The sequence below is a fragment of the Chloroflexus sp. MS-G genome (assembly GCF_000735195.1).
Classification (GTDB): Bacteria; Chloroflexota; Chloroflexia; order Chloroflexales; family Chloroflexaceae; genus Chloroflexus.
Window position 1 is genome coordinate 1 of record NZ_JPIM01000066.1, and the last position, 26437, is coordinate 26437.

A 26437-nucleotide genomic window follows, 5' to 3' on the forward strand; every position below is an offset into this window, starting at 1 on the left:
GCCCGCAACTGCTGGCCGTTCTGGCTCAACATCAACCCGACCTGCTGGTTGTTGATGTAGCGATGCCGGACTTCGATCCCATTGCGACCATCCGCCATATTCATACGACCTATCCGGCAATGAAGATTCTGGTGGTTAGCGCCTACGATGATCAATCTTATGTCATTGGCCTGCTAGCAGCCGGTGTCCATGGTTATCACCTGAAAGATCAGCCGCTCAGTGACCTGCAACTGGCAGTCCAACGGATTATCGCTGGCGGTAACTGGATATCCGGCCCGTTGCTAAGCCGTCTCATTCAGGCCACCCCTCAGCTTACCCATTCGCCGCAGACGGCCCTGACCCGTCGTCAACGCGAACTCTTACGGCTGATTGTGCAGGGGTATGATAATCGGCGGATGGCCCAGGAGATGGGTCTCAGCGTGAAGACGGTCGAGAATCATCTGACAGCGCTCTACCGGGCGATTAATGTGAGTAGTCGGCTTGAAGCCTATCAGTTTGCCCTTCAGCATCCCGAACTTCTTGCCGAGACAGGCTTCGACGTTGTTCAGCATCGTGAACCACTAACGACCAGTACAGTACCTCTGACAGTTTTGGTCATCGACGATAACGAACGGTATCGTGTGCAACTCAAGCGGATGATCGCGAAAGCTTGTATCGATGCCTGGCTGTACGACGCCGAGGACTGTCACCAGGCGGTGCAATTACTGCAACAGATAACGCCCGATCTGATTTTTATTGATGTCATTCTAAACGATGGTGACGGAATTCAATGTTTGCGTCGGATCAAGACCCTTCAGCCTGGTGCGCGAGTTGTGCTGATCAGTGCATACCCAGATCGCGAATTCCGTCGTTTAGGGTTGGAATCTGGCGCCCTGGCCTTCCTTGATAAGAAAGACCTCGATGCCGCTGCAGTTCGTCAGGTCGTCGAGGATGCCATCCAGCGTAAGCACAAAGCGCTCTAGTTGATGCCGATCCCTTCGGTGGTTGGAAAGGGCGCCGGGTTAGGAATCTCTACCTGAAGTTCTAACCCGCCCCAGCTTGAAGGGCCGATCTGGAGCGTACCGCGCAGTAGTGAAACCCGTTCACTGATGCTGATCAGACCAAAGTGTCGCTGTTCTGACAGACTGCGCAGATCAGGCGGTGTCTCCATTCCACGTCCGTTGTCGGCCAGTCGAACCATGATCCCTGCAGCTGAGGTACGACGTACCTCCAGGAATACCTGGCTGGCACGGGCATGTTTGCGTACATTGTTCAATCCCTCTTGCACGATGCGAAAGACAGTGAGTTCGATGGTCTCTGACCAGCGATCCAGCGGTTCAACCAGGTTCAGCTCAACATGAATACCGGTTTGTTCACTCCACTGACTTACCAGAGAACGTAGTGCGGCAGCCAGGCCATGACTGTCGAGTGTCGGGGGGCGTAGATCGCTGCATATCTGACGCAACATCGCTACAACTTCACGAATACCGTGCCGGATGTTCTGCAACTCGGCCAGAACGGTCGGTTGTTCAAGTTCTTCTTCAACATGTTCGAGTTGATAGTTGAAGCTCAGCAAGTCTTGAATGACCTGATCGTGCAGCTCGCGTGCCAACGCTTTACGTTCGGCTTCGCGTTCGACGATGAGCCGGTGATTGGCTTCTTGCAATGCTCGATTAAGTTGATCAAGCGCAGTCATTTGGGTTTGTAATTGCCGTACCAACTCACGATTGAGTGAGTCTTGCTCGGCCAGGTTGTGTTGCAGTTGTTGTTGGCGCTGACGAAGCGATTCGGCTTGTTGTTGGGCCTGATAGTAATTCTCAAAAGCCCAAATCAGGGGTGTGACGCGCTCCTGACGAACTGAACCGACCATTAGCTCGACAACTTCGCGTGGTGTGGTGTTGGCGGTTGTACGTAAGGCGGCCTGCCGACCCTGGTACAAGACCAGCAGTCGGTTGGTAATGCTGAAGATCAGGTTGAGATCGTCGCTGCTGAGAATGATGCCAACGCCGGTTGCGGCCCGTTCACGTAGATACTGCAAGACAACCTGCTGGCGGGCGAAACTCAGTGCCGAGAACGATTCATCGAGGATCAGAATACGGAACGGACGCACGAATGCGCGAATAAGTGCAACCAGTTGTCTTTCTTCTTCGTTCAGATCACCGGTGCGTTGGTGGGCAAGACTGCGCGGCAATCCAAATCGTTCCAGCCACTGATACGCAATTGTTGCCATCGCTGCCTGATCAAGCCGTCTTCGGCCATATTCACGCCCCAGAAAGATATTGTTCAGTACCGGCATTAACTCAACCAGGGGCGGGGTTTGGGGCACGAATTCAATACCGAGCCGTTGCGCTACCTGCGCTCGCCATTCCAGCGTGATACCCTCAATCCGTACCTCACCGGTTGTCGGTGGATGGATACCGGCCAGCACCTGCAAGAGCACCGATTTCCCCGCACTGCGCAAACCCACTACTCCCAGGATGTCACCCGCTTGCAGATCAAAGGTGATTCCGCTCAGAATGGGCTTGGTAGCAAGGGTTATATTCAATTCACGTACACTGAGCAGGGATTGCATACGATTCATCTGCTATCCGCTTGTAACGTAACGCATTCAGCAAGGTGCTGAAAATGTGCACCCCTTATACGCTTACACCTTAAACACATCAGGGTACGACCGAATCTGTTCTTCCAAATTACGGTCGTAGCGGATAACGATGACTCGATACCCATGCGCACGGAGTTCACGTCGCACCTGCTCATCACGCGCACGCTGGTGTGGTTCATCGTGAACACTACCGTCACAGAACACGCAGATATTTGGATCGTAGAAAAAGTCAACGACACAATGTACGTCGTCAATCCGCTCTTGCGCACTAGCGGGGAGTTGCGCATGCAATGCCTGCAACGTTTTCAGAAATCGCCGCTCAAGCTCGGATTTGGGATCGATCTGGGCCAGCAAGAAGGAAACTTGTTCATCATACGTGCGCCGGTTGTAGTCTTGCTGAAGCTGGGCGTGATGTAACTGGAGCAAAGCGTCACGAATGTGATGACGGTCAATATCTAAGATTTCGCGTTGGTTCGAGAAACTGAGTAAACAGTCGTAGCAAGCTGCGGTGCATTCGGGTTTCGTGTCTAGACCTTCGGTCGTGAAATGGCAGAGATCGAGAGCAGCCTGCACCATACGCTGAAATGCGTCTGGTTCTTCTATCAACCTCCTTAACACGCCAACACCACCTTCACTCTCTTCAATAAACATGAGTGAGAGCCAATCATCACGCCCTACGACTTCAGTGGTAATCTCGTTGGTGTCAAGCTGGAATGCCTCGACCAATCCGAACAGTAACGCATATTTCAGGCTTGTCCAGAACTTAGAACTATGACGCCACTCTGGGACGCGGAACCGTATTAAGAGAATGTTTTTGGTCTCCTGAGCGTAGAGGAACACTCTTGTTCCTACCGGCTCGGTGTATGGCGGACCCTCCGCTTCGATGGATTGGGGTTTTTCCTTTTCGCCGATGACCGCACCATTGTTCAGATTGACGAGAAAGCCCTGCTCTCGAGCAAACAACCACCCCTTGTTAATCGTGAGAACGGTTGCCGCAGGAGCGTAGATCATATCGATCAGCGGTGTATTTCCATTGACGATTTGCGCCTTAAGCTGCCGCGTTGCTTGTGGAGCAAATTGGAATGTGGTGATGAGTTTGAACCCACGGCGACGCCGTTCTTCCTCATCGGAAGTGATCCGCTCGCGACGACGGGTGGTTACATTTGGCATTTCGAGGAGTGGGGCCAGATAACTGTTACTGCCATCGAAGCGGGTCTGGCAAACCGGACACAAATCGTGCTCGAGTGTAGTAAACGCACCACAGGTATAGCAGAGCTTCCGATCCATCCGACGGTCGTGCAGGCTAGCGGAGGTGGCGCGAAAGCCGGTTACTTCCCATTTTGCTCCCTCGTGGTAAATGTAGTTACCGGGTGCAAATTCGCGTAATCCCAAAACACGCGGACGGGGAATAAACTCACCCTCACCGCGTTGAATCCATGCCCGCACCGGCAGAGCCGGAAAGTTGTAGCCGGGGAGAAAGCCTTCGCTAGCCAGATAGCGGTATGGGTAGAAGTCACTCTCCTCGCTGGCAACATCGGTCTGCAAGAGCAAGTTGCGCTGACGCAATGCTTCGTTTTGTAGACGTTTTCCGCGTTCCTGATTATCTTTGTCGTTACTGTTGATGAGCGCACTTGCATCTGCTAATTGGCGGAGGGCGATTCGGTACAGTTCACGCCAGCGATTAAAAGCCTCATCAAATCGTCTTGGCGCTTCGTCAAGCGCCTCCTCGAGCCAACGCTCGTTGTACCATGGTGCATCATGCCGCAAATCTTCGCTTAAGAGTGCAGCAACTACCTGTTCACGCACCTCACGCAAACTGGCCGGTGAAAGCTGTATCTGGTGCAGAGCATTCGGGTTGAGCGGTAGATCAGGGTGATTGAGATCGATGATGTTCCCAATCGAGTTACCGAGTGGCAGACGTACTGCGGCGAGCCATATCGCATGGAGGTGGGCACGCACCAGTGCTTCACCGGTCAGGTCAATGCGCGGCGCCTGCACACTCCCGGCCACCATCTCTTTCCGATTGCGGAAGAAGTATTGATCGTGTGGCCGATTGGCCCGGCAGTACGTGATGATCAATCCTGGTTGCCCCTGACGACCCGCACGACCACTGCGTTGGGCGTAGTTGGCCGGTGTCGGCGGAACGTTCCGCAGATGAACCAGCGAAAGTTCGGCAATGTCAATGCCTAGTTCCATGGTTGGTGAACAGACCAGGAACGGTAAACGCCGGTTCAGTGTCGGATCGTTCTGATCGGCTTTTGTCCAGCGAAAGCGCTTTTCCCGCCGTTCACGCTCGCCCTGGGCTACAACCTGTGCAGTGTGTTCACGGGCTTCCAATGCCGCAATTGCTTCGGCCTTTTGCAGGTAGAAATTTCGGAAGAAGGAATTTGGTCGGCGGGGATGTCGGTTACTATCGAGCAGGTCAGCGACACCGTTCACGCCGGTGCTTTCCGATCCGTCTGTTCCTGGTCGCCAGCACAAACAGGCAGCGTTGAGTTGAAAGCGCTGATGATCGACAATGGGGGATAGGCGGGTAACCATACCATAAGCGACCAGTTGTTCGAGCAGCTCGCGAATGATGGCTTCATACGTATCCTGATCAAGCCGCATAACCTTGCGTAATTGCCGGGCAAATGCGCTCTTCCAGTTCAGAGAGATACCATTCACCGGCTTATTCGATGTCCCACGGATTTGTGCATACGTCGCCGCCTGAAAATCGTTCCCATCCTCGGTATCAAACCCCCAGAACTCGTTCAGATCGCTCGTGACTCGTTTACGCAATTCGCGCTGGTAATCTCCTTGCAGACAGCGCGTATCGATTGCTCGTCGCTGACGCATCGTATCGAGCAGGTAACGCACAATGTTTGCCCGTCGTTCTGGCGGAATACGCTGTAGCGATCCCTGCCACACCTTCTCATCAGTACAGAACTCGTGCAGCCCCTCGTATTCGATGCGAAGCAGACCAAGTTGTTCAAGATTAGGCTGGACAATACTCCGCCAGCCGCGTTGGAGGTCTTCGTAGAGCCAGTATTCAATCAGATCGGTGAACGTTTGCCAGACTCGCCGCGCCATTGGGGTACCTTCACGCAATTCTGTGCTTCTGGCAATATCTCGCAAGGTAAGACCGCTTGACTTCACTACCTCCCTGGCGACATTGCTGTCGCGTAGCTCGTGGTGTGTGCGCAGGGCTTCAACCAGAGCGGCTCGAATCACCGCAATATGGACGAGATCGTTGAAGTGGCCGGCTTGCAATGAAGCATCCTGGCGATTATCGACAAACGAGAGCAGGCGGTCGTATACGGTGTTGCTATCGCCAGATTCGGCAGCACGCCGTAAAAGCGAGATCGCGAGGATGGAAGTCGCACTCGACACGTTCTCACTGGAGAGGGAACTGAGTTTCGCATACTCACTCGTTCTGCCCTGGTACCATTTTTCACAGCGCAGACAGATCGTAAAAGGACGTGGTTGAAACCACATTCGTTGCCCTGCAGAGAATGGCTGTTCGCTGAATCGACCATCTGCCGACACCCACACCTGTCTAGGGATCCGTGTACGCCAATGTTTTTCGATGCGGCCTTTCGCGTCGCACCACTCGTCAGGGATCTTTTCATCACTCCAGTCGTCCGATTCCAGGGGCAGCATCAGATAACCACGTTGCTCACTGTCGTCGTTATCGTCAATACCGTTGATGAGCATCTGCTCGTTCAGGTTGGGCAGCACATCACGGTTGTAAACGAGAACGTCATAGTACTCCTGACCACAATGACGACAAAAGACAAGGGGCAGGTACAGTCGCTGATTGCTGGTACGGATCAGACCATCGAGTGATATTTCGCGGGTCTGGCGGTCTTCAAGCGTGGCATACACCCGGTTGCTCTGCGAGATGAACTGGTGTAACTTAAACGCGAATGCCTTTCCGCCGCCAGGACGATTGATAGTGCTACCGTATTCCAGCATCTGTTGAATCTTCTGCCGGCACTCCTCTGGTGTTCGACCAACCTGATCGGCCAGTTCTTGCGCGGCTTCGCTGAGCGTGCGCGGTGATCGGCGCACCAGGCGGCCATCGGTGTCGGTCTGTACGCCAAGCGCGAATTCGATCCAGCGTGCCAGTGGATGGCGCTGCAACACATCCCAGCTTGTACTATCAGTGGCCGGCGGCAGCGGAGTTTCCCATGCTGCTCGAAGTTCAGTGTCTGTCGGTGGTCCCCCAATCGTTAGCGGTTTGAGGGTCTCTTCGATCACTTGATCGGCCTCGAACGAGTGTGCGAAGAAACGTGACGCAAAGTCGGCTACGACGCGCCGTCGATCAGTCGCCGAGGTGTTCGCACCAGCGACCATAGTAGCCGAGGTGCCGATGTGCAGAATGTCCTTTGCCGCATACCGTTGTTGCTTTATGCGTCGGATCAACATCGCCACGTCAGCCCCCTGGCGGCCGCGGTAGGTATGCAACTCATCGAACACCAGAAAACGTAACGCCTGCACTGCACCGCCGATCAGAAACTGGTCATCAGGCCGCACCATCATCAGTTCAGCCATTACGAAGTTCGTCAACAATATGTGAGGTGGATTGCGACGCAACTGGTCGCGCTGATCTTCACTGGTTTCGCCGGTATAGCGCGCAAATCGGATCGGGAACTCGTAACCGTACTGTTCACGGTACTGGTTTGCAAGCTGTTGTAATGCCTGCTCTTGCGAATTCACCAGCGCGTTCATTGGATAAATAATCAGCGCCTGCACACCATTGACTGTGTCGCGATGGCGCAACAGATTATCGATAATGGGTAAGAAATAACATGTACTTTTACCGGAACCGGTACCACTGGTAACGACAAAGCTCTTCCGTCGCTGCGCGCATTGAAGTGCGTCATACTGATGCTGATAGAGACGAAATGGTTGGTTCGTTGGCGTGCGGAAGAAGTGAGCCGTTTCTGGCTGAATGATTCCATCTTGTGCCAGCTCATCAACAGTAGGCGCCGCAGCGTATGCCGGACTTACCTGCACTAATGGCTCTGGCCATAGCCGCTGATCAGCAATCGTCCGCTCAACTGCTGCACGGATCCGATCATCGGCGATATGGATGAATGACTCGACAAACTGACGATAATCGTCAATAACCGCAGCGTGGAGATCGAAAATCGATGTTGAGTTCATGTCACATTCCTCCATGAGCCAGAGCGGGGGAAATGCAAGACCAGATGCTCGATAGCCAGTTGTGGATTCACATTCTCGTGCAACTGTTGACTCACTGTGATAATTTGTTGCAAGAAGGCAAACGCTGCTGCCGGTGGTATCTGCTGTGCCAGTCGGGTCAATGTTGCGCGCCGGTCAATGTTCGTCACCGCTTCCGCGCAGCCAGCGCCGACGAAAAGGAGATCGCGCCACCAGCTCTGCCACAGATCAAGCCATTCCAGCACCGTTGCCTGATCGCCGGACCGGTACTCTTTGGCTCGTTGTTCAGCCCATTGCAGCGCAGCGGCCATATCGGCCTCGTGTAATCCAATGAATACGTCTAATCGCTCACGGCGGGTCGCTTGGGCAGCCGGATCGTTCAGCAAGTTGATCGCCCACCCGATCCGGCCATTGCTCCAGGCTGCCAGCGTATCGGCCTGCTCCGGCGACGCACCGCGGGCACGCAAGGCGGCTGCGATCTGATCACGTGGTAATGGGCGTAAACGCAAGACCCGACAGCGCGAGACAATCGTTGGCAGGAGGTCGTTGCTGTGGGCTACCAGCAAGAGGGTGGCGTAGTCGGGTGGCTCCTCCAGGGTCTTCAACATCGCATTAGCCGCCTCCTCGCTCAGCCGTTCAGCATCGTGGAGGATCAAAATTCGCCGTGATGCCTCATACGGACGCAGAGCCAGATCACGTTGCCACTCGCGGATAGTTGCAATTTTCAATTCTTTCTGGCGGGCGGCTTCCTCGGCCTTGGCGGCGGAGGCCTGGGTTGCCATACTGGCAACACGGACATCAGGATGACTCTCGCGTTCGATTCGACGACAGGTTCGACATTGCAGGCAGGGATCACCGGTTTGTTGCTCGCACAGCAATGCCTGGGCCATCCGAAGGGCCAGCAACGATTTACCGATCCCTGATGGGCCGGCAAAGAGGTAGGCGTGGGCAACACGCTGAGTGCGAATATTGCTCCGCAGTTGTTCAATAGCCCATTCGTGACCGTGTATGTGCCACATGGATTAAGGTCTAAAGGAATCCTGTTGTTGTTCAGTGTATCTGATTATGACATTTTGCGAAAAGCCAGGACGGTATTCACGCCACCGAATCCGAACGAATTAGAAATAGCGACCTGTAACTCCGCCTGACGTGCGATATTCGGAACATAATCGAGATCGCATTCGGGGTCTGGATGTTCGAGATTAATCGTTGGTGGGATCAAGCCGTGGTGAAGGGTCAGAATAGTTGCTGCTGCTTCCACTGCGCCGGCAGCGCCGGTAAGGTGACCAATCATCGATTTGATCGAGCTTATGGGCACACTATAGGCATACTCACCGAATACCTTTTTGATCGCACGAGTTTCGGCAATATCGCCGGCTGGCGTACTGGTGGCATGGGCATTAATGTAATCGACCTGCTGTGGCGCTAGACGTGCTTGTTGTAATGCTCGTCGCATCGCCATAGCCGCCCCCTCGCCATCGGGGTCAGGTGCAGTCACGTGATAAGCATCAGCCGATACACCGTACCCGATCAATTCGGCCAGAATGGGCGCTCCACGTCGTTGTGCGCTACTTAACCGTTCCAGTGCTAATACAGCCGCTCCTTCACCGGGGATAAACCCATCACGGAGTGCGTCGAATGGTCGAGACGCTCGGGTGGGTTCGTGGTTGCTACGTGTACTGAGTGCTCGTAACACGCAAAATGCTGCCAGACTAAGTTCGGTGATCGGTGCTTCGGTACCACCGGCCAGCATAATTTCAGCATCTCCACGGCGAATCACCTCGGCGGCCTCACCAATTGCCTGAGCACCGGCTGCACAGGCCGTACAGATCGCTGTGGTGTAACCGCGTAGACCTAATTGAATTGCGACCTGACTGGAGGGCATATTCGGCAACGCTGCCGGAATGAAGAAGGGGCTGATTTTCATGCCACCACGCTGAACTAACGTGATCATTGCCTGTTCAACGTCTGGCATCGAGGTCGTCCCGCTAGCGATCAAGACCCCGATCTCATCACGGGCCATTCGTTCGAGTGGGAGACGAGCGTGTTCGACAGCCATACGTGCTGCGGCAACAGCCATCTGGCCAGCCCGTGACATCCGGCGGGCCTCTTTGGCCTCGATAAACATCTGGGGTTGGAAGTCGTTGACTTGACCGGCCAACTGACAGGGGTAGTCACTCGGATCAAAGAAGGTAATCCGTCCAATGGCGCTTCTTCCGGCTGCCAGACCAGACCAAAATGGTTCAATCCCGACACCGAACGGCGAGATGACCCCCATACCGGTAACGACAATCCGCTGATCGGGAGGGAGATGGTCAGCTACGACCGGCTGTGGGTCAGCAACCGGTTCATCAGCCAGCACTTCAGCCAGTAAAGCTTCAATTTGCGCTTCTATTGCTTCATCGGGCACATGCTCTCGCACGAGACCGAGCAATTCGGCCCGCAACGCTGCGCGCCGATCTAATGCTCGTGAGGTCATCACTTCCCTCCCTGTCATTCAACTGTTCAAGGGTTGAATTATACCACGCTCCGCTGGCCTATGGTATCATACACCTCGGTGTGCTCTGTCTTGCCGCCACGGAGTTGCTATGATGTCCGTTATGCCCCATCTTGTTCGTCCTGAGATCGCTGACCTCGAGGCGTATACGCCAATTGTGCCGCTCGAGGTATTGGCTGCCCGTCTCGGTCTGCCGGTTGAGCAGATCGTGAAACTCGACGCAAACGAAAATCCGTATGGCCCCGCACCGGCGGCATTGGCTGCCTTACAAACGACAACAACGTACCATATTTACCCTGACCCCGAACAAACAGCGTTACGCACTGCACTGGCTGCGTATACGGGGCGCTCACCCGATGAAATTATCTGTGGCGCCGGCGCCGATGAACTGATTGATCTGGTCTTACGCCTGATCATCAATCCCGGTGATGCCATTATCGATTGTCCACCCACTTTTGGGATGTACCGGTTTGATGCCGGTATTTGTGGGGGTCGGGTGATCAGTGTTCCACGTCGCGCCGATTTCAGTCTCGATCTACCGGCGATTGTTCAGGCTGCGGCGCAGGGCGCGAAAGCCATTTTTCTCACTTCACCCAATAATCCGACCGGTAACCCATTGCCACGTGACGAATTGTTGCAGATTCTCGAATTACCCCTGCTGGTCGTTGTTGATGAAGCCTACATTGAATTCGCCGAACCGGGTCGCGCACCGGTCGGTGCGAGTGATCTGCTCGATTACTACCCAAATCTGGCGATTCTGCGCACCTTCAGTAAGTGGGCCGGATTGGCTGGGTTACGGGTTGGCTATGGGCTTTTTCCGCGTTGGTTGAGCGAGCAGCTTTGGAAGATCAAACAGCCGTACAACGTATCAGTTGCGGCGCAGGCGGCAGCAGTTGCCTCGCTCGCTGTCGCTGACGAGTTGCGTCAGCGAGTACAGGCGATTGTCGCCGAACGCGAGCGTCTCTTTGCCCGCCTCCAGACATTTTCGTACCTGACCCCCTTCCCCAGTCTGGCGAACTTTATTCTCTGTCGCGTCGAAGGGCGTGATGCCCGTCAGCTAAAATTGGCGCTCGAACGACGTGGAGTGTTAGTACGGCATTACCAGACACCACTGTTGAACGGCTATATTCGGATTAGTGTCGGTACGCCAGCTCAGACCGATGTGCTACTCGCAACCCTGGCTGAGGTGATCCAATGAGTACATCGCTTGAAAAAATGCTTGATTTTGCCCGCCAGATTGCTTACGAAGCCGGTCGGATCACGCTTCAGTATTTTCAACGGGGGGTCACGGTTGAGCGTAAAGTGGATGAATCGCCGGTGACCATCGCTGATCGCGCTGCCGAACGCCATTTGCGGGCCATGATCCAGGCATCATACCCCGATCATGCAGTACTCGGTGAGGAAGACGGTCTGAGTGGGAGCGAACATGCAACCTACCGTTGGGTGCTTGATCCCATTGATGGTACTAAGAGCTTTGTGCGTGGTGTGCCGCTCTACGGGGTGTTGATCGGCCTGTTGCGCGAAGGTGAGCCGGTCCTTGGCGTGATCCATCTGCCGGCGCTCGCCGAAACGGTTGCGGCTGCTCAAGGTCTTGGCTGCTTTTGGAACAATCAGCCCTGCCGTGTCTCGTCCATTTCAACCCTCCGCGAGAGTCTGGTCGTTGGAACCACCGCTCACGACTACGAGCGATACGCAAAGGCGGCTGCTTTCCAGCGTATTCTGGCCCGTGCTGCGCTCTTCCGTACTTGGGGCGATTGTTATGGCTATGTGTTGGTCGCAACCGGTCGGGCCGAGGTTGCCCTTGATCCGGCAATGAACGTCTGGGATGCTGCAGCACTGTTGCCGATCTTGACTGAAGCTGGCGGGACGTACACCGACTGGCAGGGCACACCAACCATTTACAATCAAGAAGGTATCGGGAGTAATCGACACGTCTTACCTGAGCTGTTGGCGCTTATCTCAGGCGAGGAACAGGCATGAATGCCGATCAATATCAACAACTGGCCCTGCGTACTTTGGCTGCCGGTTTGGATGCTCGTGAACGTTTGATCAATGCAGCACTCGGCCTGAGCGGTGAAGCCGGTGAGTTTGCTGACACGGTCAAAAAACACCTCTTCCACGGTCACCCTCTAGAGCGCGAAGAACTGTTGAAAGAGGTAGGTGATATTCTCTGGTACGCCGCGCTGGCCTGCGATGCGCTTGATGCTTCGCTTGGCGCAGTCATGGCGGCTAATATCGAAAAATTACGTCGTCGTTATCCGGAGGGATTTAGCAGTGAGCGAAGTCAGCAGCGCAGTGAATAGGGTTCGGCGGGCAACCATCGAGCGCACCACCGGCGAAACGAGTATTGTACTGTCGCTTACCATCGACGGTAGTGGATACGCTGATGTACAGACCGGGATCGGATTTCTCGATCATATGCTTACCCTGTGGGCACGTCACGGTCTCTTTGACCTTACCGTCCGTGCGCAGGGTGATCTTCAGGTTGATGAACATCACACGGCGGAAGATGTGTGTATCTGTCTGGGACGCGCAATCGATCAGGCGCTGGCCGAGCGGGCCGGGATTGTCCGTACTGCCCATAGCTTTGTGCCAATGGATGAAGCCCTGGCCCTGGTTGCCGTTGATCTGGGGGGACGCCCCTACTGTGTCGTGCAGGCCGATTTTGCGACCCCGCGTGTGGGGCAGTTAGGAACCGATCTGATCGCTCACCTGTTTGAGAGTATTGCTTTCAACGGTCGTCTCAATCTGCACGCACAGGTACTGTACGGGCGCAATGATCATCACAAGATCGAGGCGTTGTTTAAGGCATGTGGACGTGCACTTGATGCTGCTACCCGTATCGATCCGCGTCTTGGCGAGACGGTACCGAGTACAAAGGGCGTGATATGATCGGGTTTATCGCTGCGGCAATCCTCAGTTTTGTACCGGCTTTTATATACGCTGCGATTGCCTATTGGCTCGACCGATTCGAGAAGGAGCCACGTCTTCTGCTGTTTGGCGCCTTTCTGTGGGGCGCATTTGTGGCAACACCTGGTGCAATTGTCTGGACGGGTCTGGCACAGGCCTCACTGGCTATCTTTATCGGTGAAGCCTCAGCCGAGCTGGCAGAAACAACGCTCCTGGCGCCGCTGGTCGAAGAGAGTCTCAAGGGGATTGCGGTCGTCATCATTATGCTTGCCTTCCCCGAAGAGTTTGACTCACGCCTTGATGGCATGCTCTATGCTGCGATTACTGCACTCGGTTTCGCAGCTACTGAAAATCTGTTTTACCTCTATTTCTTTGGTTACAGTGAAAATGGTGTTGGTGGGCTGATCTCACTCTTCATTTTACGAGTCATCCTGGGCGGCTGGGGGCATGCAGTGTACACAGCATGGATTGGGCTTGGACTGGCAATGTTTCGCCTGCATCCCAATCGGTTGATCCGTTTCATCTCTCCCTTTGCCGGATGGTTGCTGGCGGTTTGTTTACATGCTCTTCACAACACGATGGCTGTCTTCATGGCCGGTGAATTTGGTCTGACCGGTCTTGGTCTGACCTTGCTGGTTGACTGGTCATCCTGGATTGTCGTCTTGGGGCTGGTCATTTGGGAGATTCGGCGAGAACAGCAATATATCGCGACGTATCTGGCCGAGGAGGTAGCGGCTGGCATCATCTCACCGGCTCATTACGTTGCCGCGAAATCGTTTAGCGGTCAGCTCCGCAACCGTATGCGTAGCAAAGCAGCCAGCCGCTTTTACGAGGCCTGCGCCGAACTGGCACACAAAAAACACCATCTCATCACTGGTATTGGAGATCAGCGTAACACCATTGCCCGTATCAACCAGTTACGCCGTGAACTGGCCCGCCTGGCGCCAGAAGTACCGACCTAACCCAACAGTCGCTTACCCGCCTAAATGGGTGGCGATCCGTTGGCGTGTGCGCCGGTACGACCGTTGACACAGCTCGTTCAGCATTCGCTGCTCGGCCTGTACTCTGCGACGCTCTTCCTCGCACCGTTCTGTCTCTTGAATTGCGTGCGCCAACCGCGCTGCCATCGTCTGCAACTCTGCCTGAATAGCCTTGTGAGACGGTAGTGCAGGTTGGATCAGATCGACAACGATTGCCAGCCGACGTAGATTGTTCAGCAGATCGGTTGCCATCCAGGCACCGTCGGCTGGCGATTCTTCCACGAGCTGCCAACATGGTGCATCGGTGCCAACAGCGTCAATCACCTGCTGGCGCACATGGGTGTAGAGGCGTTGAGCTTGCACCTCGCATTCCCAACGTCTTGCCAGCGCTGTCCGCCATGCAGCTAATGCTGCTGCGCTTTGTTCTTGCTGTTCGGCCAGCATCGCCCGCAGTTGAGTGTGATACGCTAATTCCTCTTCAGCGAATGGCAATCGGTTCCGTAATTGCTCGAGCAGCGTAATGATCTGGTTGAGTGGATCGGCAGGCGGGGTTTGGAGGATAATGGCTGTCACGGCAATCCTCATTGCATATAGAATACGATCACTACATAGTATCGTAGCCGAAACCTTGCCTGGCGTCTATAGTACCACGGGGTGATTCCCGAATAGGACTTCCTTTGATCTTCCATAAGACCCTGATCAAAAACTCGGAGCACATGCGACTATTGCGAGAGGGTTCCAGGTTCTTTTCCATTCCACTTCCCCTTCCGCAAGCAGCGAGTGACGGCTCAGGGGGAAGATGAGCAGGTACCAGGCATGTGCTGTGGCACAGCCACCGAACACGTTGAAAGCCCCACTATTGTACGTCGTCTCGCTGACGTTCCCCATCGCAGAGAGCCGGTAAAATCATTTGGATACCATCGTAGCGCCTGATCAAAAGCCCAAGGAACATACCTGCAAACGGCTGCCGGTGGTATAATTGCGCTGTGCGTTCTCATGAACTAGAACGGAAAGGACAGACTATGACCGGCGAGCGCGCCGCAGATATTATTCAGGCCGATCACGAGTACCTCTTGCAGAGCTATGTACGGGCCAATTTCGTTATCGAACGCGGCGAGGGTGTCTATCTCTACGATAGCGAAGGTCGTCGCTACCTCGATTTTGTGGCCGGAATCGCCGTGAATGCGCTTGGTTATGGTGATCGTGATGTACTTGAGGCGATCAATGCCCAGGCTGAACGACTGATCCATGTTTCCAACCTTTACCACACACGACCGGCCATTGAGCTGGCGAAACTGCTGGTGCAAAGTAGTCCGGCCTTTGCCAAGGCATTCTTTTGCAACAGCGGTGCGGAAGCCATCGAAGGGGCGATCAAATTCTCGCGTCGCTATGCGCGTGCCCATTTCGGTGAAGGTAAAACGACCATTGTCGCCTTCGATGGCAGCTTCCACGGTCGTACAATGGGGGCGGTGGCGATTACGGCTCGCGAAAAATACCGTGAACCTTTTATGCCGGTGATGCCTGGCGTGCGCTTTGCTCGCTACAATGATCTGGCCTCGCTGGCAGAAGTGATGGGGCATGATGTCTGCGCGGTAGTTATCGAACCGGTGCAGGGTGAAGGTGGCTTGCGTGCCGCCGAGCCGACGTTCATGCAAGGGGTACGTGATCTCTGTCATCAGTACGGTGCGCTTCTGGTGCTTGACGAAATACAATGCGGTGTTGGTCGTACCGGTACACTTTGGGCTCACGAACAGCTCGGTGTGCAGCCTGACATGATGACCGTCGCGAAGCCGCTGGCCGGTGGTTTACCCATTGGTGCTGTCCTGATGGGTCAGCATGTGGCCGATACAATTCATCCTGGCGATCACGGTACGACGTTCGGTGGGAATCCTCTCGCCACTGCGGTTGGGACAGTCGTATTCCGCAAAATCAGCGATCCGAACTTCCTGAACCATGTCCGGCAAGTGAGTAATTATTTTGACGAGGCGTTACACGATTTCGCTGCCGACCACTCTGATCAGGTGCTTGAACTGCGTGGACGTGGTTTGATGCGCGGTATTCGGATTGCCGGTTCGGCCAGTGCCGTGCGAGAAGCAGCCCATCGCCACGGTCTCCTGGTTGCGACAGCGGGTGAAGATGTTATTCGCTTGCTGCCACCACTGATCATTCAACCAGAACACGTTGACGAGGCGCTCGCAGGTCTGCGTGCAGCGTTGCGTTCCTGATCGTGGTTCAGAGATGGATAGCTGAAGGAATAGACATACTACGCATGCTACCACAAGGAGAGAGACGATGCCTGTTGTTGCATTAATCGGTGCTCAGTGGGGTGATGAGGGTAAAGGTCATCTGGTTGATCTGCTGGCAGCCCGCGCACGACTGGTTATTCGGTATGGTGGCGGTAACAATGCCGGTCATACGGTTGTTAATCATCTCGGCACCTTCAAGCTGCATCTGGTACCTTCGGGAATCTTTGATCCGGGCATCGTCAATGTGATCGGTCCTGGGGTCGTGATCAACCCAGAAGTCTTGATCAAAGAGATCGACGATCTTGAGGCACGTGGCGTATCAACGGCGAAGTTGTTTGTCAGTGATCGCGCCCACGTGATTATGCCCTATCACATTCAGCTTGACCAGTTGCAGGAAGAGGCTCGTGGTGAGGGAAAGATCGGCACTACCGGTCGTGGAATTGGCCCGGCCTTTGCCGACAAGATGAGCCGTTCAGGGATACGGATGGGCGATCTCCTGCACGAAGAGACTCTGCTCAACCGCTTACGCCTGGTACTGGAAGAGAAGAATCGTCTGTTGACCCGCTTGTACAATGCGCGCCCACTTTCGTTGCACGATACGTATCTGACCTACTTAGAGTATGGACGACGACTAGCGAATCATATTACTGATGTTCATCCCATCATTCAACGGGCATTAGAGAAGGATTTGCCGGTGTTGCTTGAGGGTGCCCAGGGCGCATTACTTGATATTGACCATGGAACGTATCCTTTTGTGACGTCTTCGCCGCCTGGAGCAGCCGGTGCCTGCCAGGGGAGTGGAATTGGGCCAACGCGCATCAATTCGGTGATTGGGGTCGTCAAGGCATACACGACTCGTGTTGGTGAAGGCCCATTTCCGACCGAGGTTGATGGTGCTGTTGCCGATGTTCTGCGGCAGATCGGTACCCCCTGGGCTGAAGTCGGGACAACAACCGGTCGTTTGCGGCGGGTAGGATGGTTCGATGCGGTCATGACACGCTACGCGGCTCAAGTCAATGGAATCGATACCCTGGCAATTACGAAACTCGATGTTCTTGACGGGTTAGAGACGCTTAAAATCTGTACTGGCTATAAGTTGAACGACGCAATTCTGGAATATCCGCCAACGACGACGGCCCTCTTTGATCAGATCGAGCCGGTTTACGAAGAGTTGCCGGGTTGGGCAGAACCGACCCGCCATGTCCGGCGCTTCGCCGATCTCCCAGAGGCAGCCCAGGCGTATATCGCACGAATCTGTCAGTTGGTAGGCGCCCGGCTTGGCATCGTCTCGGTTGGCCCCGGTCGTGATCATACGATTATGGTGGCCGATGTGTTTTAAATGCTTGTTATGACATCTCCGACCTGTGTAGTTATCATCGAGTGGCTTCAAGTTCTCGGCAGAGAGCTTCCGCTTTAGCGCAAGCAATGATTACATGAAGGCACTGGCCGCGTTTAGAAAAGGGATTTTCGGAGTTCTCAGCTTTGGATGACTTTTGATACATAGACTATTCAAAACGGAGCAACACCGATAAACATCACATGCCTGCTTCCGCTGATGCGCGATCTTGCGGTCGCCTGGATGCACGGCTGAAAACCATTGTGTGGTCTGTCAAAACACCATCAGGGGCGGGTTCCAAACCCGCCCCTACCGCGACAGTGATGGACATGATCGCGAGTTACCCGGGAACAGGCTATTGTCCAGACTCAGACCGGTAACTCGCCTCTTCCGCCCACGCTTCTGCTCTCTTTTGTGCCAGTTAGGTTGAAAACGTTGAGAAGTCTTGAGCCTACGCTCTCATCAACCGACAGGCCTGTGACCAGCCCATTGGCGTACCAATGTCGAGCGCCTGACCGTGTGGAAATGTCACTCCTTCGATGACCAGACCGCGCACGATCGCTGCCTGAAAAACAGCGCCAATGTGCAATTCTGGTCGCGTCTCACCACGCTGACGAGCGGTTCGATCTTCTGCTACCACCTCGTTCAGAACTTCTGTCACTGCTGGTGACCAGATCGCAGCCATCCACGTCCAGCGCAAATCGGTGTGGGCAGGTTTAATGACAATAGCCGTTACTCGACGGCCATCGACATCTAAGGCAACCACATCGGCTGTTTGCGGGTTTGGGCAGGGAAAGAGACCGAGCGTGAGATCGGGTTGTCTTGTGGTATGATGAGCGATAAGGGTCGCGTACACGTTTGCTGGCTCCAGAATGACATCGGGTAAACCGAGGACAACCGTTTGCCCTTGTATGAATGGTAGAGCGGCGGCAAGCGTATACGCTGCACCATACGGTTCGTGGACGATCAAATAGCCCAGGCGTGGTCCGAAAGCAGTACCGTCACCCAAATAATTCAGAATATCCCACTTACCAGGTCGTACCACAATCAATGCCCGCTCGATACCGGCAAGCTGCCATTGAGCCAGCAGATAGGTGATCACAGGACGAGGTCGCGAGCCATTCGGTGTCGTAAAAGCACCGACCGGTAAAAGTTCCTTGCTACACGGTAATGCGCCTAGACGTGTAGCCATACCTGCTGCCGGGATCAAGCCGATCATCATCTACCCTCATGTCAACTGGTACCCACCCAGAGCAATGTAGAGTAACACACCCAGGCATAAATACGCTCCGTAAGGAAGGTATTCTGGTGTCTGTCGCCCGAAGCGTCGGGCTAGCAAAATACCAGCAGCCACAAACCCGGCCATAAACACACCGTACAACAATGCTGGCCCAAGATGGCGCAGACCAAGGGCTGCCCCGATAAAGATTGCAAGATAGACATCGCCCAGGCCAAACGGTGCTGATTTTCCTGGAAACAAGATCAACGCGAGCAGATACAGAAAAAAGAACCCAACACCACCGATCAGGCCCCCAAGCAGCAATTCACGCCAGCCTGCTCCAACAAATGACCCCCAAATAAAGGCAACTACGGCGCCGCCCAAAATGACAACCGTATAGATCCAGCGGTAGAGCCAGTCAACGACACCGGTGATGATCAAGATTCCCCCAACAAACGTCAGATACGCAAACAGTGGCCCCAAACCGTATAGATCGTAGAGCCGCCACAACCAGAGCGCACTGCCAATCTCAACGAGCGGGTAGATGACGGGTAATGACCGACCATCGGCGGCCCGGCCACGTTGTAGTACCCATCCCAACACCGGTAACAACTGCCACCATTGCAATGGTTGGCCGGTACGAATACAACGCGGCCAACCCAGTAACCGTCGCTCACGCGGTAAGCGAATAATGACGATGTTTAGGAAACTTCCTAGCACCAGACCAATCACAATCACCAATCCATCCATCATGGCCCGTGCTCCACACCAAAGGCAGCCTGCCACATCAACGCTCGCGGCGCTGTATGCCCTGTCCAACGCTCGAACGCCAGTGCTCCCTGTTCTACTAGCATCCCCCGCCCATCACGTACTTGTGCGCCACGAGCGGCTGCTGCTCGTAAGAGGGTCGTCTCACGGTAGACCATGTCGTAGACCAGACAATGCGTACCGACCGGTGGATCGGGAAGGGGTGTCTCATTGTCGCGCCAGCCCAGTGCTGTCGCGTTTATCAAGAGAGTACAACTGGCGACTGCCTCGTCCACTGCCGAATCACCTAGGGCCAGTGCACGAACACGCAACGCTGGCTGATTGGCAGCAATTGCTGCTGCCAGATCAATTGCCCGCATGAGACTTCGATTCACAATGGTCAGGCTGCTCACCCCAGCATCAGCCAACGCAAATGCTGCGGCTCGTGCTGCACCTGATGCTCCCAGGATAACCACCTCTTGACCGGTCGGTGTCCATCGGGCTGCCGCCAGATCGGCCAGCAACCCTGGTGCATCGGTATTTGTGCCCAACAAACGGCCATCAGATAGCCGCACAATCGTATTCACCGCACCAATTCTGGCAGCTATCGGTTCAATCTCATCGAGCAACGGCATCACCGCTTGTTTGTGCGGGAGCGTTACATTCGCGCCAAGCAATCCTGGTTGACGTAATTCGGCAAGGCGACTGACCAGTTCGGCAGTAGTTGTCTGAACCGCTCGATAACGCGCAGCAATGCCCAGCGCAGCCAGGGCAGAATTATGCATTGCTGGCGAACGCGAATGGGCTACCGGATCACCGATCAACCAAATTTCAGCCATAGTTGCTGATGTTATTGACACGCCAGCCACTCCGCTTCATAGACACGAAATTCTTCGATTGTCGTTGCAAATTTGTGTGAACCATCGCGTTCACAACTGGCGACAAAAAAGAGATATGGCGCCGACTCATCAGGTTGAGCAGCCGCAGTTAGTGCTGCCAGACCAGGAGCGGCAATTGGTCCTGGTGGGAGACCGGGCGTAACGCGGGTATTGTACGGACTTTGAATTGCCAGCTCTTCTACGGTCAAGTCGCGTTGCCACCAGGTGCCCTCAACCGGATCGTAGCCCAAGGCGTATTGCACTGTCGCATCGGCGCCGAGTAGACCACCGACGGTAGGCGCAAATTGTGGCTTCAGTCGGTTCCAAAACACTGCACTGATTTTGGGCATTTCGCTCAGTAATACTGCTTCACGCTGAATAATCGACGCCATCGTCACAATCTGGTGCACAGTTACGCCAGGGACACGTACCGAACGCTCAATGGTGCTGTACTGCTCGACAAAACGATCAAGCAATTTCCGCACAATTGTCTCGGCGTCCGCTGATGGCGCAAAGCGGTAAGTATCAGGGAAGAGATACCCTTCCAGCGTTGATCCAGAGGGCAGGCTACTGAGCAAAAAGTAGTCATCGCGGAAGCGATCACCGTTGCGGGCAACGGCGAGAAACTCCTCTTCGCTGACCAGACCGGCTGCAGCAATAATCGTTGCTATCTCTTCCAGCCGTAATCCTTCTGGTATCGTAATTTGAATGTCGTCAACCACCTTACCACTCTGCAAGACCATCAGAATTTCACTCATCGTCATTGTCGGGCTGAGCACATAGCGACCGGCTTGAATTTGCTGATCTAGGCCACGCCAACGCACCAGGATGCGGAATAACATTGGCTGGCGGATCAGACCGGCGGCACTTAGCCGGGTAGCAATATCGTTGGCCGTTTCACCAGGTGCAACAACGAATTCAACCGGCTCACCAGTGGTTGCTGGGGTTGCCCGTAATTCACTGAGAAGAACATAACCGCCACACGAGATCACGAGCGCCAACAATGAGAGAGCGAGCAACAGTGCGCGGACATGCCGCATTAGTCATCCCTCCTTAACATTGGCAACAAGTGCCGATGCAGTATTTCGTTATCTGCGAGTGTGAGTTGATTGCACAGCAGTCTCTGCCAAAACAGCTCACAATGCAAGAGCAATTATAGCAGACCCAGGGTGTTATACCAATTCTGATACGAGAAACCGGATCTCAGCGTGCCCCCTGCGTTCCGTACCCCTCCAGGCGCCGCGAAAAGCCCTGAATAGCCTCTGCGGTCACGCTCACATGTTGCCCATTCAATGGTATGATAACGTTTGTGCATCGCGTTTCGTCTGATGACGCTTCATACGGAGAAGACAATGCGTGAATCGTCGCAACCATCGCTCTGGCGTCGGCTTCAGGCTGGCTGGTGGTATCTGTACGGTGTAGGCCTCTGCCAGCTTGGTCTGCGCACTATTGATCGGGAGGTATATCGCCGTGCCGTGCAGGCATTTGATCGCGCATTAGCGGCGTGGCCCGATCTCGCGCTAGCGCTCTACCGGCGTGGACTCATCCGAGGGCGTGAGTTAGGTGAGTACTATGCGGCTATCCGCGATCTCGAAACGGCAACCCGCCTGCGACCCGACTGGCCAGAGCCGTATCTCCAACGCGGTCTCTTCCACCGCTTTCATCACCATAATCGGGCTGCCATTCCCGAACTCACCACGTATGTACGTCTCGCCCCAGCCGGATTCTGGCGAACTGAAGCCGAACGGATGCTGGCGTGTATTCAGGCTGAATTGGAATAGATTGCAGGAGCGCACGACGATGACAACCTATCGCGCATGGTTTGCCGCACAGGATGATCCGGAGGAGCGGTATCCCCTGACTGAGATCGTGTACTACAGCCGCTCAGGAGGATTGCTGGAAGTCCAGCACGATATGAATGCCCTGGCACAGCGTAGCCCCGAAGAGTGGAAAAAACTCTTCGATGATCGCTGGATGCGCACAACCTGGCCGTATGGCAGTGGCGTCTGGGGCAAGAAGGAATGGGTCTGCCCGATTGTGTCTGACGACAACGTGGTCAGCATGTTTGAAGGTGGTACCAATCTCTTCTGGGCTGAACGCTTCGGACGCGAGATCGGGTTGGAAGATCTCTGGATCAAGATGTGTGGCAATTCGCATACCGGCTCATTCAAAGATCTCGGCATGACCGTCCTGGTGAGCGTGGTCAAACAGATGATAAGTGAGGGAAAGCCAGTCCGGGCGATTGCCTGCGCCTCTACCGGCGACACCTCAGCCGCACTTGCCGCATACGGAGCAGCAGCCGGTATTCCCACTATCGTTTTCCTGCCGAAAGGGAAAGTGAGTATTGCCCAATTGGTACAACCGGTAGCCCATGGTGCTCTGGTGTTGGCCCTTGATACCGATTTTGATGGCTGCATGCGGATCGTGCGCGAAATTACTGCCAATCCTGATAATGGCATCTATCTGGCCAATTCGCTCAACTCGCTCCGCATTGAAGGGCAAAAAACCGTTGGCATCGAGATCGTTCAGCAGTTTGACTGGGAAGTGCCAGACTGGATCATTATTCCTGGTGGGAATTTGGGCAACACGTTTGCTCTGGGTAAAGGTCTGTTGATGATGTACGAACTCGGCTTGATCGACCGTCTGCCGCGAATTGTGACGGCGCAGGCCGCTAACGCTAATCCACTCTATCGTTCGTACCTTACCGGTTTTCGGGAATACGCACCAATCAAGGCTCAGCCTACCGCTGCCAGTGCCATCCAGATCGGTGACCCGGTGAGCATTAACCGGGCGATCAGTATCTTACAACGCTTTAACGGCATCGTCGAGCAGGCCACCGAACAAGAGCTGGCCGATGCCGCAGCCCGTGCTGATCGCACTGGGGCGTATGCATGTCCACATACTGGTGTTGCGCTTGCCGCATTGATCAAGCTGGTTGAACGTGGCGAAATTAAGCGCAGTGATCGAGTCGTAGTCATCTCTACGGCGCATGGACTCAAATTCAGTCGCTTCAAAGTAGAGTATCATGAAGGCACTCTTCACGATGTGGTTGGGCAGTACACCAATCCGCCAATTGAGCTACCACCCGATATTGACGCGGTACGACGCATCATCGATCAACGATTCGGATGAAAACAGTGAGGAGGCTACGTGAAAATTACTCAACGACAGTTGGCGTTCATTCTCATGGCGGGTATGGCGGCTTATACCTTTGTGCGAGGGCTGCTTAATCTCGTCTTTGGTGATCCGATCTTAACCATCGTCCTGACATGGGTTGTTTCGGCTATTTTCGGCCTGGCTACCTGGCTCTACTGGCGGGGCTGGGACGGTGCCCGTTTCTTTGCCACAGCCGGCATAACATTGGTCGTGGCGGCTGCGCTACCCCTAACGCAAGAGACAATAGTGATTTTTACCCCACTGGCATTTGCAGTTGCCATAACCAACACGCAATGGGTCGCCGGTGTTGGGTTGGCAATACTTTTGATCTTGCTTGGCCGTGATGTGCTTGAAAATGGGATCATAGATGGCATATACGCCAACATACCCATCCTTGCCAGCTATCTGGTGCAAGTGACAGCCTTTGCGGCTGCCCGCTTTGCACTCGACTCGGCTCGCATCGAGGCTGAACGCAATGCCGCTCGAGCTGAAGCAGCTCGTGCCGAAAGTGAAGCACGGGCTGTCGCTATTGAACAGCAGCAGCGCGAGTTAATCGAACAAAATCAACGACAGCAAGAGCTGCTCGAACTGGTAAGCCAGCTCGAAACCCCGGCGGTACGCATTGCTGATGGCGTGCTCCTAGCGCCACTGGTGGGCGGTATCGATAGCCGACGCGCCGGGAAGATCACGTCTCGTCTGCTGGAGCTGGTGTACGAACGGCGGGTTAACCTGGTGATCATCGATGTGGCCGGTGTACCGGTGATTGATACCGCCGTCGCCAATGCTTTGACCCAAACGGTGCGGGCGCTACGGCTGCTGGGCTGTCAGGTGATTCTGACCGGTATTTCATCACAGGTGGCCCTTACATTAACGCACATTGGGATCGATCTGAAAGAACTCGATGTAGCATCCTCACCCCAAGAAGCATTGCAGCGTTGGATGGCAGCTCAAGTGTCGATTATTCGTCCACAGCGCAACAATGCTGAGGATACCTTAAATTGAGGAGAGCGATCCCATCTAACGACAATAAGCACTTGTCTGAATGCTTGTCGGCACAAGACGGCGCTTTGCGCCGATAAGTGCATTCCGACCAATGGACATAGCGCACTGCACCGCGACGGGTAGGGCTGGCACTGCTGGGCAGCACCCGACCATTCGCATAGCCTGATCTCGTGATCACTACTCTGCCTTCTCATAGGGGCAGTGCGCACTTCACCTCTACTCCGACGACAGGACGTTTCGATAGGGTTTAATGTTCTCTCTTCGTGACTGGTGTATGACATCTTTTACTGTTAAAACGTTCCACAAGTCTATCATCAACCACGCGCTAGCCGGTCACCCCATCGAGCCGCGCTGTCCGCATACGCGGGAGTGCGGTGGTTGTGCGTTCCAGGATCGAGCATATGCCGATCAGGTCGCGGCAAAAGTAGCGGTATTGCGCGAGCTGTATGCAGCGAGTGGCATCGTCCTTACTGAGATGACCGTCGTGCCTTCACCTGATCCGTTTGGCTATCGCACACGCATGGATTATGTGGCGACGAAAGGACGTTTCGGGCTACGTGCACGTGGTCGGTTCAATTACATTGTTGAGCTAACAACCTGTCATTTGCTTCCGCCGCCAGCCTTTACCGCGGCGCAGCATGTCTGGCAACGCGCCGTCACGCTGGGAATCCCCGATTACGATATCCGCTCCCATACTGGTTGCTTACGCTACATTGTGGTGCGGCGCAATCCCAATGACGAACTGCTGCTGGCGGCGGTTACCACCGCTCAATGTGAGGAACAGACAATGGCCGAGCTGGCAACAACTGCGCTGAGTCAACCTGGTGTGATCGGTTTTCACTGGTTGATCAACGACACGCTCACCGACATTTCGTTTGGAGAACGACGTCAGTATTGGGGCGCCGCCGAATTAGCGATGCGCATTGGTGACGTCACCTGCTTCATCGGCCCCAATACCTTTTTCCAGAACAATATCTACCTGGCGCCCCGCCTGATTCGCGATGCAGTGGCTGCTGCAGTACCCCAACCAGCGCTGCGGGTAGCAGACCTGTATGGTGGTGTGGGCGCGATCGGTTTACATCTGGCGCCACATGCAGATCGTGTGGATTGCGTAGAAACAGTAGCCGAGAGTGTCGATTTTGCAGCACGCAATGCGCTCGCTAATGGCGTAACCAACTTTAATCCCATTTGTGCTGACACCCTGGCATATTTGCAAGCACAGCCGACCGGTAGTTTGTCAGTTGTTGTCGCCGATCCGCCACGTACCGGCCTTGGCCCGCAGGTTTGTCAGCAGCTCTTACGCATTGCCCCACAACGGATTATCTATATTTCGTGCAACCCGCTCACCCAGGTTGCCGATCTACGTCTTCTTCAGGCTGGTTATCGTGTCCTCAATGTGCAGGGGTATGATATGTTTCCCCATACTCCGCACGTGGAAACAATGGCCGTACTGGAGCGCGCCTGAACACATTTAGCAAGAGCGTGTTATTCTCTTTCTCTGTACGGCACAGCGGGGGAACGAGAGGTAAAGAGTATTTTGAAACCTGCCAACAGCAATTCGGTGCTTCCTATCTGGTGATGATGCCATCGTTTCCCTAAACGGCATCAGTGTGCTACATAACAGCCGTCTATCACCCTCCTGGGAACGCGGGCCTCCGGCCCGTCTATCACCCTCCTAGCCCCCCCGCAAGCGGGGATGAGGAAGTGGCCCCGACT

21 protein-coding genes are annotated in these 26437 nt (G+C 54.7%); 12 read left to right on the plus strand and 9 right to left on the minus strand.

What is annotated here, in order from left to right:
- A partial coding sequence (locus tag JE47_RS0112670) for a response regulator transcription factor (protein WP_031460119.1) occupies nucleotides 1–962 on the plus strand: 962 nt, incomplete at its 5' end.
- On the opposite strand, the gene JE47_RS0112675 is transcribed toward JE47_RS0112670, so the two are convergent.
- From JE47_RS0112675 to fabF, 4 genes are all read right to left on the minus strand, one after another.
- Nucleotides 959–2560: an ATP-binding cassette domain-containing protein gene (locus tag JE47_RS0112675; RefSeq protein WP_236631232.1), complete on the minus strand. Its 1602-nt coding sequence runs from the start codon at nucleotides 2558–2560 to the stop codon at nucleotides 959–961. The genes JE47_RS0112670 and JE47_RS0112675 overlap by 4 nt on opposite strands.
- Nucleotides 2561–2623: 63 nt before the next feature.
- Nucleotides 2624–7732 (minus strand): DEAD/DEAH box helicase, encoded by a 5109-nt coding sequence (locus JE47_RS0112680; RefSeq protein ID WP_031460121.1) that lies wholly within the window; start codon nucleotides 7730–7732, stop codon nucleotides 2624–2626.
- Complete coding sequence (gene holB / locus JE47_RS0112685; protein ID WP_031460122.1) at nucleotides 7729–8769, minus strand: DNA polymerase III subunit delta'; 1041 nt, start codon at nucleotides 8767–8769, stop codon at nucleotides 7729–7731. Before holB ends, JE47_RS0112680 begins: the two co-directional genes overlap by 4 nt.
- A 44-nt stretch (nucleotides 8770–8813) precedes the next feature.
- Entirely contained in the window at nucleotides 8814–10229 is a 1416-nt protein-coding gene (gene fabF, locus JE47_RS0112690) for a beta-ketoacyl-ACP synthase II (RefSeq protein ID WP_031460123.1), read from the minus strand.
- Between the two features lie 109 nt (nucleotides 10230–10338).
- Between fabF and hisC the strand changes: the two genes are divergently transcribed.
- Genes hisC through JE47_RS0112715 form a run of 5 tightly spaced genes read left to right on the plus strand, consistent with a single transcriptional unit; the run spans nucleotide 10339 to nucleotide 14119 of the window.
- A complete protein-coding gene (gene hisC / locus JE47_RS0112695) occupies nucleotides 10339–11445 on the plus strand; it encodes a histidinol-phosphate transaminase (protein WP_031460124.1) in 1107 nt (368 codons plus the stop codon).
- Nucleotides 11442–12227 carry a histidinol-phosphatase gene (gene hisN / locus JE47_RS0112700; protein WP_031460125.1) on the plus strand — a complete coding sequence of 262 codons (786 nt, stop codon included), beginning with the start codon at nucleotides 11442–11444 and terminating at the stop codon, nucleotides 12225–12227. The genes hisC and hisN overlap by 4 nt, the downstream gene beginning before the upstream one ends.
- Nucleotides 12224–12550, plus strand: a complete 327-nt coding sequence (locus JE47_RS0112705) for a nucleoside triphosphate pyrophosphohydrolase family protein (protein ID WP_031460126.1) — start codon at nucleotides 12224–12226, stop codon at nucleotides 12548–12550. The genes hisN and JE47_RS0112705 overlap by 4 nt, the downstream gene beginning before the upstream one ends.
- On the plus strand, nucleotides 12522–13139 hold the full coding sequence (gene hisB / locus JE47_RS0112710; RefSeq protein ID WP_031460127.1) for an imidazoleglycerol-phosphate dehydratase HisB: 618 nt from the start codon (nucleotides 12522–12524) through the stop codon (nucleotides 13137–13139). Before JE47_RS0112705 ends, hisB begins: the two co-directional genes overlap by 29 nt.
- Complete coding sequence (locus JE47_RS0112715; RefSeq protein ID WP_031460128.1) at nucleotides 13136–14119, plus strand: PrsW family intramembrane metalloprotease; 984 nt, start codon at nucleotides 13136–13138, stop codon at nucleotides 14117–14119. Before hisB ends, JE47_RS0112715 begins: the two co-directional genes overlap by 4 nt.
- 12 nt (nucleotides 14120–14131) lie before the next feature.
- On the opposite strand, the gene JE47_RS0112720 is transcribed toward JE47_RS0112715, so the two are convergent.
- Nucleotides 14132–14710 carry a hypothetical protein gene (locus JE47_RS0112720; RefSeq protein ID WP_031460129.1) on the minus strand — a complete coding sequence of 193 codons (579 nt, stop codon included), beginning with the start codon at nucleotides 14708–14710 and terminating at the stop codon, nucleotides 14132–14134.
- A 449-nt stretch (nucleotides 14711–15159) separates the two neighbouring features.
- Here JE47_RS0112720 and JE47_RS0112725 point away from each other — a divergent pair, with 449 nt between their 5' ends.
- Together JE47_RS0112725 and JE47_RS0112730 are read left to right on the plus strand one after the other, a co-directional pair.
- Nucleotides 15160–16362, plus strand: coding sequence for an aspartate aminotransferase family protein (locus JE47_RS0112725; protein ID WP_031460130.1), 1203 nt, complete (start codon nucleotides 15160–15162; stop codon nucleotides 16360–16362).
- A gap of 67 nt (nucleotides 16363–16429) precedes the next feature.
- Nucleotides 16430–17722 (plus strand): adenylosuccinate synthase, encoded by a 1293-nt coding sequence (locus JE47_RS0112730; RefSeq protein WP_031460131.1) that lies wholly within the window; start codon nucleotides 16430–16432, stop codon nucleotides 17720–17722.
- 448 nt (nucleotides 17723–18170) lie between these two features.
- Here JE47_RS0112730 and JE47_RS0112735 read toward each other — a convergent pair whose 3' ends face one another.
- From JE47_RS0112735 to mltG, 4 genes are read right to left on the minus strand one after another with little or no spacing between them, the layout of a single operon-like run.
- Nucleotides 18171–18941: a nucleotidyltransferase family protein gene (locus JE47_RS0112735; RefSeq protein ID WP_031460132.1), complete on the minus strand. Its 771-nt coding sequence runs from the start codon at nucleotides 18939–18941 to the stop codon at nucleotides 18171–18173.
- A gap of 6 nt (nucleotides 18942–18947) precedes the next feature.
- A complete protein-coding gene (locus JE47_RS0112740) occupies nucleotides 18948–19691 on the minus strand; it encodes a prepilin peptidase (protein WP_031460133.1) in 744 nt (247 codons plus the stop codon).
- Nucleotides 19688–20545: a shikimate dehydrogenase gene (gene aroE / locus JE47_RS0112745; protein ID WP_035419442.1), complete on the minus strand. Its 858-nt coding sequence runs from the start codon at nucleotides 20543–20545 to the stop codon at nucleotides 19688–19690. The genes JE47_RS0112740 and aroE overlap by 4 nt, the downstream gene beginning before the upstream one ends.
- Nucleotides 20536–21603 carry an endolytic transglycosylase MltG gene (mltG, locus tag JE47_RS0112750; protein ID WP_031460135.1) on the minus strand — a complete coding sequence of 356 codons (1068 nt, stop codon included), beginning with the start codon at nucleotides 21601–21603 and terminating at the stop codon, nucleotides 20536–20538. The genes aroE and mltG overlap by 10 nt, the downstream gene beginning before the upstream one ends.
- 312 nt (nucleotides 21604–21915) lie before the next feature.
- Between mltG and JE47_RS0112755 the strand changes: the two genes are divergently transcribed.
- The 4 genes from JE47_RS0112755 to rlmD all read left to right on the plus strand — a co-directional run bounded on the left by JE47_RS0112755 (nucleotide 21916) and on the right by rlmD (nucleotide 26186).
- On the plus strand, nucleotides 21916–22344 hold the full coding sequence (locus tag JE47_RS0112755; protein WP_031460136.1) for a hypothetical protein: 429 nt from the start codon (nucleotides 21916–21918) through the stop codon (nucleotides 22342–22344).
- Between the two features lie 19 nt (nucleotides 22345–22363).
- Entirely contained in the window at nucleotides 22364–23695 is a 1332-nt protein-coding gene (gene thrC / locus JE47_RS0112760) for a threonine synthase (RefSeq protein ID WP_031460137.1), read from the plus strand.
- An 18-nt stretch (nucleotides 23696–23713) separates the two neighbouring features.
- Nucleotides 23714–24721 (plus strand): STAS domain-containing protein, encoded by a 1008-nt coding sequence (locus JE47_RS0112765; RefSeq protein WP_031460138.1) that lies wholly within the window; start codon nucleotides 23714–23716, stop codon nucleotides 24719–24721.
- A 274-nt stretch (nucleotides 24722–24995) separates the two neighbouring features.
- Nucleotides 24996–26186: a 23S rRNA (uracil(1939)-C(5))-methyltransferase RlmD gene (gene rlmD / locus JE47_RS0112770; RefSeq protein ID WP_031460139.1), complete on the plus strand. Its 1191-nt coding sequence runs from the start codon at nucleotides 24996–24998 to the stop codon at nucleotides 26184–26186.
- The last annotated feature ends 251 nt before the right edge of the window (nucleotides 26187–26437 follow it).